At 71.9% G+C, this 14,649-nt stretch carries 11 protein-coding genes; 6 read left to right on the top strand and 5 right to left on the bottom strand.

The genetic code is table 11. The annotated features are described in order from the left end of the window. Nucleotides 1-40 precede the first annotated feature (40 nt). Entirely contained in the window at nucleotides 41-1,198 is a 1,158-nt protein-coding gene (locus AB0B94_RS03855) for an FAD-dependent oxidoreductase (RefSeq protein ID WP_357267990.1), read from the top strand. Here AB0B94_RS03855 and AB0B94_RS03850 read toward each other — a convergent pair. Further along, nucleotides 1,195-2,418: an MFS transporter gene (locus AB0B94_RS03850; protein ID WP_357267988.1), complete on the bottom strand. Its 1,224-nt coding sequence runs from the start codon at nucleotides 2,416-2,418 to the stop codon at nucleotides 1,195-1,197. The genes AB0B94_RS03855 and AB0B94_RS03850 overlap by 4 nt on opposite strands. 120 nt (nucleotides 2,419-2,538) lie before the next feature. Between AB0B94_RS03850 and AB0B94_RS03845 the strand changes: the two genes are divergently transcribed. The 5 genes from AB0B94_RS03845 (at nucleotide 2,539) to AB0B94_RS03825 (ending at nucleotide 10,380) form a co-directional block, all read left to right on the top strand. Next, nucleotides 2,539-4,326 carry an HSP90 family protein gene (locus AB0B94_RS03845; RefSeq protein WP_357267985.1) on the top strand — a complete coding sequence of 596 codons (1,788 nt, stop codon included), beginning with the start codon at nucleotides 2,539-2,541 and terminating at the stop codon, nucleotides 4,324-4,326. Nucleotides 4,327-4,328: 2 nt separating this feature from the next. Further along, a complete protein-coding gene (locus AB0B94_RS03840) occupies nucleotides 4,329-7,208 on the top strand; it encodes a hypothetical protein (protein WP_357267983.1) in 2,880 nt (959 codons plus the stop codon). 100 nt (nucleotides 7,209-7,308) lie between these two features. Then, nucleotides 7,309-7,908 carry a TetR/AcrR family transcriptional regulator gene (locus AB0B94_RS03835; RefSeq protein WP_238669677.1) on the top strand — a complete coding sequence of 200 codons (600 nt, stop codon included), beginning with the start codon at nucleotides 7,309-7,311 and terminating at the stop codon, nucleotides 7,906-7,908. Nucleotides 7,909-7,979: 71 nt separating this feature from the next. Continuing rightward, entirely contained in the window at nucleotides 7,980-9,317 is a 1,338-nt protein-coding gene (locus tag AB0B94_RS03830; protein ID WP_357267981.1) for a biotin carboxylase N-terminal domain-containing protein, read from the top strand. Between the two features lie 142 nt (nucleotides 9,318-9,459). Then, complete coding sequence (locus AB0B94_RS03825) at nucleotides 9,460-10,380, top strand: hydroxymethylglutaryl-CoA lyase (protein WP_357267979.1); 921 nt, start codon at nucleotides 9,460-9,462, stop codon at nucleotides 10,378-10,380. Nucleotides 10,381-10,434: 54 nt separating this feature from the next. Here the strand turns inward: AB0B94_RS03825 and AB0B94_RS03820 are convergent, their stop codons facing one another. From AB0B94_RS03820 to lysA, 4 genes are all read right to left on the bottom strand, one after another. Continuing rightward, on the bottom strand, nucleotides 10,435-10,995 hold the full coding sequence (locus tag AB0B94_RS03820; protein WP_357267977.1) for a snapalysin family zinc-dependent metalloprotease: 561 nt from the start codon (nucleotides 10,993-10,995) through the stop codon (nucleotides 10,435-10,437). Between the two features lie 119 nt (nucleotides 10,996-11,114). Beyond that, nucleotides 11,115-12,098 carry an aldo/keto reductase gene (locus AB0B94_RS03815; protein WP_357267975.1) on the bottom strand — a complete coding sequence of 328 codons (984 nt, stop codon included), beginning with the start codon at nucleotides 12,096-12,098 and terminating at the stop codon, nucleotides 11,115-11,117. Continuing rightward, complete coding sequence (locus AB0B94_RS03810; protein ID WP_357267973.1) at nucleotides 12,055-13,296, bottom strand: GNAT family N-acetyltransferase; 1,242 nt, start codon at nucleotides 13,294-13,296, stop codon at nucleotides 12,055-12,057. Before AB0B94_RS03810 ends, AB0B94_RS03815 begins: the two co-directional genes overlap by 44 nt. Further along, entirely contained in the window at nucleotides 13,296-14,612 is a 1,317-nt protein-coding gene (gene lysA / locus AB0B94_RS03805) for a diaminopimelate decarboxylase (protein WP_357267971.1), read from the bottom strand. Before lysA ends, AB0B94_RS03810 begins: the two co-directional genes overlap by 1 nt. Nucleotides 14,613-14,649 lie beyond the last annotated feature (37 nt).

Genomic DNA, 14,649 nt, shown 5'->3' with positions numbered 1-14,649 from the left:
TTTGCCAACAGGTGTTGGCCCAGTCGATCTGGAGGTGGCCATGCTGCCCACGAGCACCGACGTCCTGGTGGTGGGCGCCGGCCCCACCGGTCTCGCCACCGCGTTGACGCTGGCCCGGCGCGGGGTCGAGGTGACAGTGCTGGACCGGTTGACCGCACCGCCGAAGACCTCCCGAGCGGCCGTCGTGCACGCGTACACACTTGAGGTGCTGGACCGGATCGACGCCGCGGCGCCGCTGATCGCCCAGGCGGTGCGGACGCCGCGCTTCACAGTGCGCGACCGGGACCGGGTGCTGCTGTCGGTGCCGTTCCACGAGTTGCCGTCCCGCTTCCCCTACGCGCTGCTGGTCTCCCAGGCGGTCACCGAGTCCGTGCTCACCGAGAAGCTGGCTGAACGTGGCGTCCAGGTACGACGGCCGTGCCAGCTCACCGGGCTGAGCCGCGCCGGTGACGGCATGCTCGCGCAGGTCGACGGTGAGGCGCTGCGGGCCCGGTTCGTGGTTGGTGCGGACGGCCTGCACAGCACCGTCCGACAGTTGGCCGGCATCGGCTTCACCGGCAGCAGCGACGAGGAGTCCTTCGTGCTCGCCGACGTGCGGGTGCGCAGCGTGCTGCCGCGCGACGAAGCCGCGCTCTTCCTCGCCCGCCCCGGGCCGCTGGTCTGGGCACCACTGCCCGGCGGGGTGGTCCGGCTGGTCGCCGCCGTGGCCAGCGCACCGGCCGAACCGGATGCGGCCTACCTTCAGGCGTTGCTCGACGAGCGCGGCCCGGCGCGACGACCCGACCGGGTGACCGAGGTGCTCTGGGGCTCCCGGTTCCGGGTGCACCACCGGATCGCCGACACCTTCCGAGCCGGGCCGGTCCTGCTGGCCGGCGACGCCGGGCACGTGCACAGCCCGGCCGGTGGGCAGGGCATGAACCTCGGCATCTGCGACGCTGTCACGCTCGGCACCGCGGTGGCGGACGTGCTCGACGGTGGCCCGGAGACGCTGCTCGACGACTACACCGCCCGGCAGCGGCCGATGGCCGAGGACGTGCTGAGCTTCGCCGCCGCACTGACCAGGATGGCCGGTGTCTCCCCGGCTCGTCGGCCCGCCCGCGACGCGCTGCTCCGGCTGCTCGGTGCCGTTCCACCCGCCCGCCGACGCATCGCGCTGCGCCTGTCCGGGCTGTCGCACCGGGAGCGGACGCCGGGCTAGCCCGCGCGGCCCAACACAGCGGGCGCGGCCGGCCGCAGCGTCCGCCACGCGGCGACGGTGACCAGCGCGAACGTCGCCGCCGCCCCGCCCGCCACCGGCGCCGTGCCGTACGCCGCGGCGGCCAACCCGGCGAGCGCCGCCCCGAGCGGCGCGCTGAGCAGACCGACCATCCGCTGGGCCGCACCGGCCCGGCCCAGCAACTCGCTCGGCACGTTCCGCTGCCCGTACGACGCCCACAGGCTGTTCCACACCACAGTGCCGGCGGCGAAGACGGCGAGCGCGATCCCGCCGGACACCGGATGCCGAGCCAGCGCGAAACCGGTCAGCGCCACGGTCTCCACGGCCAGCACCGCACGCAGCGCCGGCACCGTGCCGAACCGGGCGGCGAGCCGCCCCGCACCGAGCGCCCCCGCCACGCCCCCGACGATGGCGGCGGCGGCGAACAGCCCGTAGCCGGCCGGCGGCACCCGCAGCACGTCCAGCGCGTAGAGCACCAGCACCGCCATGATTCCGCTGATCGCCAGGTTGCTCGCGGCGGTGAGCAGCGTGACCCGCCACAGGGTCCGGTGCGCCCGCAGCCAACGCAGCCCCTCGACGATCTCGCTCCACACCGAGCCGCGCCGCCCTGTCGTCCCCGGGGTGCCGGCGGGAGGCGGACCGAGGGCCAGCACGAGCAGGGCGGCCGCCGCGAAGGTGACGGCGTCGAGAGCGAACGGGAGGGCCGGGGCGACGGCGAACAGGACACCGGCGGCGGGCGCTCCGAGGAAGCCACCTGCCACGGCCGACCCCGCCTGGAGCCGGCCGTTCGCCCGGGGCAGCGCGTCCGGCGGAACCAACGCCGGGAGCAGCGCGAACGAGGCGGAGTCGAAGAGAGTGCCCAACGTGGCGAGCAGAAACGCCGCCACCAGCAGCACCAGGACGCTGACCCGGTCGAGCGCGACCACGACTGCCAGCGCCGCCACCACTGCCGCGCGTACCCCGTCGACGAGGGCCATCGTCCGACGGCGGTCCCAGCGGTCCGCGTACACGCCGCCGAGCAGGCCGAACAGCAGCGGCGGCAACTGCCCGGCCACAGTGACCGCCGCGATGACCCGCGGATCACGGGTCGCGGTCGCGGCCAGCAGGGCCAGTGCCGGGGTTCGCAGCGCGTCCCCGAACCGGGACGAGACGGCCGCGGACCACAGGAGCCGGAAGTCCCGGCCCAGAGCGGAGGAAGTCATGCCGGCGACCGTGCCGGTTCGACCGGGTCGAGGGTCAAGCCGCCGGGCAGAAGGGGACCGCGCCTGTCGGTGATCATGGGTACGGTGGGCGCCGGCACCGGGACCGGGGAGACAACAGGCGTGGACCACACTTTCCAGGTCGACCTACGTGGCGTGGTTGACCTGCTCAGTCATCACCTCTACGGCAGCCCGCGGGTCTACGTCCGCGAGCTGCTCCAGAACGCGGTGGACGCGATCACCGCCCGACGCGGGACCGAGCCGGACGCGCCGGCGCTGGTACGCATCGAACCCCCGGACAGCACCGGCGACGGCACGCTACGGGTGCACGACACCGGCATCGGCCTGACCGAGGCGCAGGTGCACGAGCTGCTGGCCACCATCGGCCGCAGCTCGAAGCGCGACGAGCTGGGCTTCTCCCGGCACGAGTTCCTCGGCCAGTTCGGCATCGGTCTGCTCTCCTGCTTTCTGGTGGCCGACGAGATCCAGGTGTTCACCCGGCACGGCGACAACCCCACCGTTCGCTGGACCGGGTACGCCGACGGCCGCTACGCGGTGACGGTGGCCCCGCCGGAGGCGGCCCGCGCCGAGCCGGGCACCACTGTCACGCTGGTGCCCCGCCGCGACGCGGACCAGTGGTTCACCACCGCGACAGTCACCGACCTGGCCCGGCTCTTCGGCGCGCTGCTGCCGGTCACCGTCCGCGTCGGCGACGTCGTCACCACCACCGGGGAACCGCCCTGGCCGACCACGCCGGGAGCGCCACTGGACCGCGCGGCGCTGATCCGCTACGCCCGGGAGACACTCGGCGTGGACCCGTTCGACGTCCTGCCGCTGGCCGTGCCGGAGGCCGGGCTGACCGGTGTCGCCGTCATCCTGCCGACCCCGGTGAACCCGGCGGCCCGGGCCGGGCACCGCGTCTACCTCAAGCGGATGCTGCTCACCGAGAACGCCGACGGGCTGCTGCCGGAGTGGGCGTTCTTCGCGCACTGCGTGGTGGACGCGACCGAACTGCGCCCGACCGCCAGCCGGGAGGCCCTCTACGAGGACACCCTGCTGACGGCGACCCGGGAGGCGCTCGGCGACCAGGTGCGCGGCTGGCTGGTCCGACTGGCCCGGCACGACCCGCACCGGTTGGCCGAGTTCCTCCAGGTGCACCACCTCGGCGTGAAGGCCCTGGCGCTGCACGACGACGAGATGCTCCGGCTGGTCGACAGGTGGTGGCCGATGGACACCAACGTCGGCACGCTGACTCTCGCCGAGTTCCGGGAGCGCTACGGCGTGGTCCGCTACGCGGCCAGCCTGGACGAGTTCCGTCAGCTCGCCGCCGTCGCCGCCGCGCAGGACCTGGCGGTGGTCAACGCCGGCTACACGTACGACACCGAGCTGATCGAGCGGCTGCCGGTGGTGGACCGCTCGGTGCTCATCGAGCGGCTGGAGCCGAGCGACCTCACCACCCGGTTCGACGCGCTCGACCCGCAGGTGGAGTTGGCGCTGCGACAGTTCCTCGCGGCGGCGCAGCGGGCCGTCGAGCGTTCCGGCTGCGAGGTGGTCATTCGGGCGTACGACCCGGTCTCGCTGCCCGCGCTCTACCTGGTCAGCCGGTCGGCGGCGTTCAACGACCAGCTCGCGGCCAGCCGGGACCGGGCCGACGAGCTGTGGGGTGGAGTGCTCGACGCGCTCGCCGCCACCGCCCCGCCGGACCGTCCACAGCTGGTGCTGAACCACCGCAACCCGCTGGTACGACGGGTGACCATGCTGAGCGATCCGGAGCTGGTCGGTCTGGCCATCGAGGCGCTGTACGGGCAGGCGCTGCTGCTCGGCCACCATCCGATCCGCGCTGCCGACGCCGCGCTGCTGAACGATTCCTTCCTCGGCCTGCTCGGCCGGGCTGTTCCGGGACGGGAGTGAGCATGAGCGACGAGGATCTGTGGCGGGTGCTGCGCGGCATCTCCGACATGCCGTACGGGGCGGGGCAGATCGCCGCCCTGGAGCAGTTGCTGCGCCGGGTGGACGCCGCCGACGACAGGCACCTCGCATTCGTCACCCGGATGCAGGCCACCACCGGCTACATCTACGGTGGCGAGCCGGCCAAGTCCTTCGTGACCTTCTCCTGGTGCCTGTCCGAGTTCGACAGTGACCCCCAGCCGTACCACCAGCGTCACCTGCACAACCTGCTCTGGCACTTCAAGTACATGATCAACGGGTTGCTGAACTTCCCAGAGGTGCCGCTCGACCGCACGTACGCCGTGCTGGACGACATGGAACGTCGTTACCGGGCCGGCGGGCACAGCCTGCAGGCGGTGCACAAGCACCGGTTCCGGGTCGCCGACCACGTGGGCGACGTCGAGGCCGCAGCGCACTGGTACCGGCTCTGGCAGACCACCCCGCGCGACGGACTGTCCGACTGCGCCGGGTGTGACCCCACGAGCCAGGTGGGCTACCTCGCCGACACCGGGCGGGACGTGGAGGCGGTGGAGCTGGCCGAGCCGGTGCTCGCCGGCCGGCTCAACTGCAACGAGCAGCCGCAGTCGATCCTCACCGCGTTGCTCCTGCCGTACCTGCGGACCGGGCGGGCCGAGGAGGCGCGGGACGCGCACCGGGAGGCATACCGCCGGCTGCGCGGCAACCTCGCCAACCTGTGGGACATCGCGGACCACGTCGAGTTCTGCACGCTTACCGGCAATGAGGCGCGGGCGATCGAGCTGGTCGAGCGGCACCTGGACTGGCTGGACCGGCCGCCGTCGCCGGCCGCCGCCATGCACTTCGCGGCGGCGGCCGCCGCCGCGCTGCGTCAGGCCGGTTCGTCTGCCGTGTACCGCCGGGCCGCCGAGGGTCGGCCGGCCGCTGCGGTGTCGGCGGCGTCGTTGGCGGACGAGCTGGCCGAGACCGCTGCCGGTCTGGCCGCCCGGTTCGACGCCCGTAACGGCACGAGCCACCAGTCGGAGTGGATCGCCAGGCGGCTGGCCGTGCAGGCGAGCGGGGAGCATGTGCCGCTGTCGGCGAGCGTCCGCCGTCGCCCGGCCCAACCGGTCGGGGACGAGCCGGCCGCCAGGCCGGGCACGCCGGCGTCGTCCGCTGGGCGCGTGCGGCTCCCCGCCAAGGGTGAACGACCCGCCGCGACAGTGCCCGCCGACGCCGGCCCGGACGATCTGCTGGACCTCGCGGAGCAGAGCTGGGGCCGGCACGACCGGGGCACCTTCCGGGCGGCGCTTGTTGCCTTCGACGACCGGTTCGGCACCGCCGAGCTGCCTGCCCGCACGTCCGCGCACCGGCTGGCGTTGCGCGCGTCGGAGCGTGGCGACGAGGACGACATCGAGGGTGCGATCAAGCTGAATCGGGCGGCGTTGGAGCTGTACCGGGAGGCGGACGAAGAGGTGGCGGCCCAGACGGTCGCCGGGCGGCTCGGCGTGCTGTTGACCCGGTCCGACGAGGAGACCGAGGAGGGTCTGCTGCTGGTCCGGGAGGCGGCCGAGGCCCTGGACCGGCTCGGCGACGCCCAGCAGCGGGCAGCCGGACACGACCGGGTGGCGTTGGCGCTGCTGCACCGCGAGCGTTGGGCGGACGCCCTCGCCGCGCTCGACCGGGTACCGGCCGATGCGGGCGGCGATCGGCACCTGGCGGCCCGGATCGCCCTGCACCGGGGGCACCTGCTGGAGCAGACCGACCGCGTCGACGAGGCTCGCGCCGCCGTCGACGAGGCACGCCGGATCGGCCGGGAGTTGGGTGTCGGCGAGGTGGTCACGGGTGCCTGCCTGGCGTACGCGCGGCTGGTCGACGACCCGGCGGATGCCGTGGCCGCCTGCGACGAGGCGGTGCAGGCGGCACCGGCGGACGCGGAGCTGCCCGTCCGGGTCGCCCGCGCCCGGGCGTTGCTGGCGGCCGGCCGGGTCCCGGACGCGGTCGACGACTTCGTCGAGGCGGTGACGTTGTGCGTGGAGCGGGGCGCCGAGGGGGACGCGTTCCTGCGGTGGGAGCTGGCGAACGCGTACCGGATGGTGGGCCGGCTCGCCGAGGCCGCAGAGGTCGCCGAGGAGGCAGTGCTCGGTCTGGATCGGCTGGGCGCCCAGGCGGAGGCGGACCGCTGCCGGCACCTGCTGGCCGGCGTCTACGCCGGACTTGGTGAGATCGACCCCGCGTTGGCGCTGTTGGAGCAGTTGGCCAGCAATCTGGACGGACCGGACAACCTTCCGCACCGGGCGCAGGTGCTGGAGGAGGCCGGCGGGATCCTCTACGACGCGGACCGGGACGCGGCGGCGGGCGAGCGGTTCGCCGCCGCGGCCGAGGCGTACCGGCTCGGCGACCTGCCGCTGGACGAGCTGCGTGCTCGCCGGCGGGAGACGTACGCCTGGTTCTGGGCCGACGACCGGGACGCGTCCTTGCGCGCTGTCGAGGTGGTGGACGGGTTGGCGGCGAAGCTGGCCGAGCAGGCCGATCCGCCGGTGCTGTACGAGCTGGCGATGGCGGCCGAGGCCGGAGCGCGGGTGCTCACCGGCGAGGAGCGACTGGACGAGGCGCTGGGCCGGCTCACCGGGGTGCCGGACCGGTTGCGGTCGATCGAGGCGTTCGGCGAGGCCGCCCAGGTGGAGACCCTGATCGGTGAGTTGCTGTTGCGCCTGGATCGGCCGGTCGAGGCGGAGCCGCTGCTGCGCCGCGTGCTCGGCGGGTTGCCGGCCGCCTCGCGGCAGGTCCGCCAGACGGCCTGGCTGCTGGCCCGGGTGCTCGATCTGCTCGATCGACCCGGCGAAGCCGCCGCGTTGCGCGCGGAGCACGACCTGGACGAGGACGACTGACCTCGCCGGCCGCCCCTGGCCAGTTCAGGGGCGGCCCGGCCCGGGGCGGACGGAAGTAACCGGCAACCATCGCGGGCTCCTCGCGGTCTAGGCTTGCCCGGTGACGGTGGAGCAGCAGGCACGGGGTGCGGCGGGTGCGGGCCGGCGCAGGTCCCGCAAGGACGAGATCCTGGAGATCGCGGTAGGTCTGTTCGCGGCGCGCGGCTATCACGGCGTGTCGATGGACGACATCGGCGCCGCCGCCGGGGTCACCGGTCCGGCGCTCTACCACCACTTCGCAGGCAAGGAAGCCATGCTGGCCGCCGCGCTGATTCCGGTCAGTGAGGGGTTGCTGGCCGGGGGGCGGGAACGCGCCGTCGGGCGCTCGGACGACCCGCGCGGCGTGCTGGAGTCGCTGATCGACTTCCACGTCGAGTTCGCGCTGGCCAATCCGGCGGTGATCGCGTTGCACCTGCACGAGCTGGACCGCCTGCCCGAGGAGCCACGGCGCCGGATCCGTCGCCTGCAGCGGCTCTACGTCGAGGAGTGGGTGACAGTGCTCACCGCGCTGCACCCGGGGATGCCCGACGGTGAGGCGCGGGTTCTCGCGCACGCCGCGTTCGGCCTGATGAACTCGACGCCGTTCCTCGGTGGTGAGGTGGACCGGCGACGCCGCGCCGAGCTGCTGCGCGGCGCGACCCTGGCCGCGCTGCTCGCCTGAGCCGACTCGTCAGAACCGTGTCGGTCATGATTCCCTGACATCGTCCCACCATCCGGACGCCGGGAGGAAACATGATCGAGTCACTGCTGGTCGCCAATCGGGGCGAGATCGCCCGCCGGATCATCCGGACCGCCAAGCGGCTCGGCATCCGCGTGATCGCTGTGCACTCGGAGGCCGACGCCGACCTGCCATTCGTCGCGGAGGCGGACGAGGCGGTCCTCATCGGCCCACCGAACCCGGCGCTGAGCTACCGCAACACCGAGGCGATCCTCGCCGCCGCGAAGGCGACGGGTGCGCAGGCCATCCACCCCGGGTACGGCTTCCTGTCGGAGAACGCCGAGTTCGCCGGGACCGTCGAGGCGAGCGGTCTGATCTGGGTCGGACCCGACGCTGACGCGATCACCGCGATGGGCGACAAGATCAACGCCCGGAACCTGATGGCGGCGGCCGGTGTGCCGGTCGCACCGGGCACCACCGACCCGGCCGCCGACCTGGACGCTGCGCTGACGGCCGCTGCCGAGATCGGCTACCCGGTGATGGTCAAGGCCGCCGCCGGCGGTGGCGGCATGGGCATGGGCGTGGCGGTCGACGAGGCCGCGCTGGGCACCGAGTACGACAAGGTGCGCGCGTTCGCCGAGCGGATGTTCGGCGACGGTTCGGTGTTGATCGAGCGGTACTTTCCCCGGGTACGACACGTCGAGGTACAGATCCTCGGCCTGGCCGATGGCCGGGTGGTGGCGCTCGGCGAGCGGGAGTGCTCGGTGCAGCGGCGCAATCAGAAGCTGGTCGAGGAGTCCCCGTCGCCGGCGGTCTCGCCGGAGCTGCGGTCCCGGCTCCTGGCGGCGGCGGTGCGGGCCGGCGAGGCGGTCGGCTACCGCAACGCGGGCACCGTCGAGTGCCTGCTCGACCCGGCCACCGGCGAGTTCTTCTTCCTGGAGATGAACACCCGGTTGCAGGTGGAGCACCCGGTGACCGAGTACGTCTACGGCATCGACCTGGTCGAGGAGCAGTTGCGGGTGGCCTCCGGGTTGACGCCGACGTTCGACCCGGACGCGTTGACCCCGAGTGGGCACGCCATCGAGATGCGGATCAACGCGGAGGACCCGAAGCGTTTCCTGCCGGGTCCGGGTGTGATCAGGACGTGGGTCGAGCCGACCGGTGAGGGTGTCCGGGTGGACTCCGGCTACACCGGGGGCAACACTGTCACCCCGTTCTACGACAGCCTGCTGGCCAAGCTGATCGTCAGCGGCGCGACCCGCGACGAGGCGCTCGACCGCGCGAAGGCGGCCGTCGCGGCGTTCCAGATCGAGGGCCCGAAGAACAACGTTCCCTTCTTCGCCGAGCTGCTCACCAACGACGAGTTCCTCTCCGGCGGCTACGACACCGGCATCGTCTCCCGCATGCGCTGACCACCCCGGTGCCCACCCCCGGTGATCAAGAGGTTTGCGTCAGGATCTGCGCCGCGAATGACGCAAACCTCTTGATCAACAGCGGGGTGGCATGCTGGGAGGACCCCCAAGCACTGCTTTCGTCACAGTGAGGTGACCCCTTATGGCGGACCTGCCGAGTTTCGTCTCGATCCGTGAGGTCGGGCCGCGGGACGGGCTGCAGAACGAGGACCCGATCCCGACCGACGCCAAGGTGCGGCTGCTCGACGGCCTCTCCAGCACCGGCGTACGCCGCATCGAAGCGGTGTCGTTCGTGCACCCCAGGGCGATTCCGCAGATGGCCGACGCCGACGAGGTGTGGCAGCGGGCGATGAAGGTCGACGGGGTGCGGTACTCCGCGCTGGTGCCGAACACCCGGGGCGCCCAGCGGGCCCTCGCCGCCGGGTTCACCGAGATCGAGGTTGTGGTCTCGGCCAGCGACACGCACAACCGGCGCAACGTCAACCGGTCCACCGACGAGTCGCTGGACGACATCGCCGAGCTGATCGACCTGCTGCACGGCGCGTCGGCGCGGGTCGAGGTGATCGTGGCGACCAGCTTCGGCTGCCCGTACGAGGGGGACGTCGACCCGCGGCGGGTGGCCGGGATCGTGGACCGGGTGGTCCGCGACGGCGCGGACCGGGTCGCATTCGGCGACACCACAGGCATGGGCACCCCACGTCGGGTCCGCGAGCTAGTGAGCGCGGTACGCGACAGCAACGCACACGTGCCGGTGCTGCTGCACTTCCACAACACCAGGGGTACGGCGCTGGCCAACCTGCTGACAGCGCTGGAGCTGGGGGTGACCGAATTCGACGCCAGCGTCGGTGGCCTCGGTGGCTGCCCGTACGCGCCGGGGGCGAGCGGCAACCTGGCCACCGAGGAGGCGGTGCACATGCTGCACGACATGGGCATCGACACCGGCATCGACCTGCCGGCGCTCATCGAGGTGGCGGAGTTGGCCGAGGAGTTGCTCGGCAAGAAGCTGCCGTCGGGTGTGCTGCGGGCCGGTCCGCGTACCCGGCTGACGCCGATGCCGAGCTGAGGACGCGACGAAGGGGCCGGCGCACGCGCCGGCCCCTTCCAGCTACCAGGTCGATCAGCTCACCGGGGTGAGCACGCCCGGCCAGCTGTCGCGGAAGATGTCCGCGCTGCGGTCGGTGGCGCTGAACGTGCCGGCGAAGAGGTTGCTCACCCGGCTCGCCTCGGCGCTGCTCGGGTAGGCGTTGGTGCAGCTGGTGCCGGCGCTGCCGCCGGACATCAGCAGCGCGCAGTTTCCGTTGTAGTTGTCCGGCAGGCCGAGGATGTGCCCGATCTCGTGGGTCATGATCCGCAGCACGCTGTACTGGGCGGCCTGCTGGGTGTCGATGTAGACCCGGCCGTTGCCGAGGCTGGTCCGCTGGGCGTACGAGCCGCCGCCGGTGATCCGGTAGATGCGCAGGTTGGAGCCGCAGTTGGCGGTGAGCGTCAGGTTGACTGTGGCGTTGTTCCAGATCGAGGCGGCCTGGTTGGCGACGCTGGCGTAGCTTCCCGCCTGGCTGGTGTTGTAGCAGATGGTCATGGCGGCGGACGCGGGCGACGGGTTGGCGACCGTGATGCCGAGGGTGGCGAGTGTCGTCGCGAGCAACGCGACGGCGAGCCGGTTGAGTCGTGAGGTCATCGCTGACTCCGATCTGAGAGGGGTGTCAGGAGCCTAGCCATAGACATCTGTAAATATCAATGTCTACTTTGCCGACTCCTGGTCACCGCCCACCCCGATCAGCGCCTGACGCAGAGCCGCTACTGCGACCACCAGGTCGGCTGACGGGACCAGCGGTGCCGGCGCAGTGTCGCCAGCACCTCCGGCTCCAGGGGTTTCCCGTCGCTCACCGCGATGTTGCTCTCGACGTGCGCGATCCGTCGCATCCCGGGAATGGTGGTGCAGACCCTGGGGTCCGCCAGGATGAAGCGCAGCGCCGCCTCCGGCATCGGCATCCCGGGCGGCAGGTCCTCGCTCAGCGACTGGGCCCGGGTGACGCTCTCGGCCAGGTTCTCCGGCACGAAGTACGAGTTGCGCCAGTCCCCCTCCGGCCACGTCGACTCCACCGTCAACGTGCCGGTCAGGGTGCCCTCGTCGAACGGAACCCGGGCGATGACCGCGACGTCCTGCGCCGTGGCCGCCGGAAACAACTCGTCCTCGGGATCCTGGTCGAAGATGTTGTAGATGACCTGGACGGCATCGATCAGCCCGGTCTCGATCGCCCGTACGCCGTTCCACGCCTCCCAACGGTTGACCGAGATGCCGATCCCGCCGATCAGGCCGGCGTCGCGCAACCGGGTGAGCGTGTCCCGCCAGCGCGGGTCGTCCGTCCAGGAATCCTCCCAGACGTGCAGTTGCAGCAGGTCGATCGACTCCAGCCCGAGATTGTCCAGGCTCTTGTGCACGTACTCCTCGATGTGTTCCGGAGGGAAGACGTCATCGAGGGTGGAGTCCCGGGTCGATGGCCACCGCATGTCCTTCGGCGGCACCTTCGTGGCCACGTACAGCCGGGTGCCGGGGTTGGCCCGCACCAGGTCGCCGAGCACCTGCTCGCTGTGCCCGCGCCCGTACACCCAGGCCGTGTCGAAGAAGTTGCAGCCCAGGTCTACGGCGCGCTGGAGGGCGGCGAACTTCTCGTCGTCCTCGACGCCGGTCCAACCGTGGAGGCCGCCGCCGACCCCCCACATGCCGTACGAGATCTCACTGACCTGCCAGCCCAACCGACCGAACCTGCGATAGTGCATGGTCACCTTCCTGCTGCGAGGGGATGGTGGGGACGGGTCCGCCCCAGGTCCGCACCGCCTGCCGGTAGTCCGAGCCGTCGATCGCGAAGGCGCGCGTCAACTCGTCGGGGATGCCCACCGGAGGCCGGACCAGGCCCGCCGTCCACCTCGGCTCGGCACCCCGGGCGCGCTTGGCGCCGTAGGTGCCCGAACCGAGGTGCACCAGGGGCAGCCCGCGCTCAGCCGCCAGACCGCGCGGGCGGTACATGGTCAGGTTGAAGTACGAGTACGCCGCCGCCAACTGGTCGAAGCCGGCCGCGCGGACGTACACCCCGTCAGGCCACAGGTAGTTGAGGCTGAACCCGACCACGTCGTCGCCGGCGAACTCCAGGAGCACCAGGCTGTACGCGTCCAGCGCCGGCACCTGGGACGCGAAGTAGCTGTGCATGTCGGCGTCGGTGTCCGGGCCGCCGTACTTGCGCTGGGTCGCGCCGAGCAGTGGCGCGATCACGTCCACGCATTCGGAGAGCCGGACCGTCTCCACCCGGTCCACTGCGTCGTCGTACCGTCGGCGTTCGCGTCGCCACTCCCGGCGGTCCGCCGCCTCGGCGGCCCGGTCGGAGACCTCGCCGCCCGGCGCGGGCAACACCGCCTCGGCCGACAGCATCGCCGCCACCGGACCGCGGCCGGCCGGGCCGACCGCCCGATGCCAGGCCGCCTGGTACGCGGCCAGGTGCTCCGCAGGGGTGTAGAGCAACGCGACACTGGCCGCCCCGAGCCGCCCGGCGAGTGCCTCCACCTCGGCGAAGAGCGCGGTCAGCACGGCGTCCCGCCGGTCGCCGGTCAACTCCCTGGAGATGGCGACAGCGCCGTGGTAGCCGGCCCGCGAACCCACCAGCAACGCGGGCAGGAACACCGCGTGCTCCTCGGCCGACAGCGGCCGGTCCAGATTCTCCTCAGCGATGTGACCCGGGCTGTACGCCAGGTTCATCGACGGAACGCCCGCGCCGGCCCAGAGATAGGTAGCCACCGCCGCCACCGTGGCACCCGTGGCGTCCCGGGCCACCAGATAGGTGGTGACGAACGACGGGTCGGTCTCGGCCCAGGCCATCCACGGGTAACCGAGGTAGAACCCCTCACCCTCGGCGAGGCCGTTCCACACCTGCTCGCCGATCTCGCGGACCGACCGCAGGGCCGTGACCGACACGTCGTCCCTCATCAGCCGTCCTGGTCGCTACCGTCGTCGAGCAGTTCCAGCGCCACCAGGTCGTCGTACGTCTCCCGCCGACGGATCAACGACACCTGGTCGCCGTGCACCAGCACCTCGGCGGGGCGCAACTGGCTGTTGTAGTTGCTGGTCATCGTCATGCCGTAGGCGCCAGCCGTGAAGATCGCGAAGTGGTCGCCGGCCTTCAGCGCCGGCAACGACCGACCCCGGGCCAGGTAGTCGCTCGACTCGCAGATCGGGCCCACCACGTCGTACGTCGTCAGACCCTCGACGCCGGACACGTCACGGGAACTGGGGACCGCCGCCGCGGGTGGCTGCACAGGCCACATGAAGTGGTAGCTGTCATACATAGCCGCGCGGGCGATGTGCGTCATGCCGGCGTCGATCACCGCGAGCTGTTGGTCACCGGCCTGCTTGAGATAGCGGACCGTGCTGAGCAGAATTCCGGCATTGGCGGCGATGGTGCGGCCCGGCTCGAATATGACCTGACCGCCCTGCCGGGTGAACCCGGTGAGCCGGTGCACGATCACCTCGGCGAAATCGTCCCAGCTCGGCGCGGTGCGGTCGATGTACTCGGCCGGAAAACCGCCACCCAGGTTGAGCGTCGTGATCCGGTGCCCGGCCGCCTCCATCCGGGCGACGAGAGCGAGCAGCCGATCCAGGGCGATGGCATAGACCTGCGGGTCGAAGATCGGGCTGCCCAGGTGGATGTGGAAGCCCTCGACCCGCAGCGCCTCGTCGGCGGCGGCACGCGCGAACAGCGCGCCGGCCCGATCGATGTCGACGCCGAACTTGCCGCCCCGGGTGCCGGTGGTCGTCCGGGCCGGGGTGCGCTGGTCAGGCGCGACATCGGGGTTGACCCGGATCGCCAGCCGAGGACGTGCGCCCTCCTCGCGGGCGATCCGGGACAGCAACTCGACCTCGGCCTCGGACTCGACGTTGATGCAGCGGATGTTGCGGCGGACCGCCTCCCGAAGCTCGGTCTCGGACTTGCCCACCCCGGCCAGCACCGTCCGCTCGGGGTCGATCCCCGCCACCATCGCCCGGTGCAGCTCGCCCCCGCTGACCGCGTCGATGCCGGCGCCCTCCCGGCCCAGCAGCCGGAGCAGGTGTACGTTACCCAGCGCTTTCGCTGAGAAGCAGACCAATGGGCTGACCGCGTCGAAGGCCTTGGCGAATCGGCGGTAGTGATCAATCAGGGTGCTCGCGGAGTAGACGTATGTTGGTGTGCCGTACCGCTCGGCAACCGAGGTCAGCGACACCCCTTCACACCAGAGGGAACCGTCGCGATAGGTGAACTCATCCATCAAATCCTCATTCGGGAGATCAGCGCTCAGGATATAG

This window comes from Micromonospora sp. NPDC048986, assembly GCF_040649335.1.
GTDB lineage: Bacteria > Actinomycetota > Actinomycetes > Mycobacteriales > Micromonosporaceae > Micromonospora > Micromonospora alfalfae.
The sequence above is the reverse complement of the archived record's forward strand: the minus strand, read 5'-3'. Positions and strand labels throughout refer to the sequence as shown.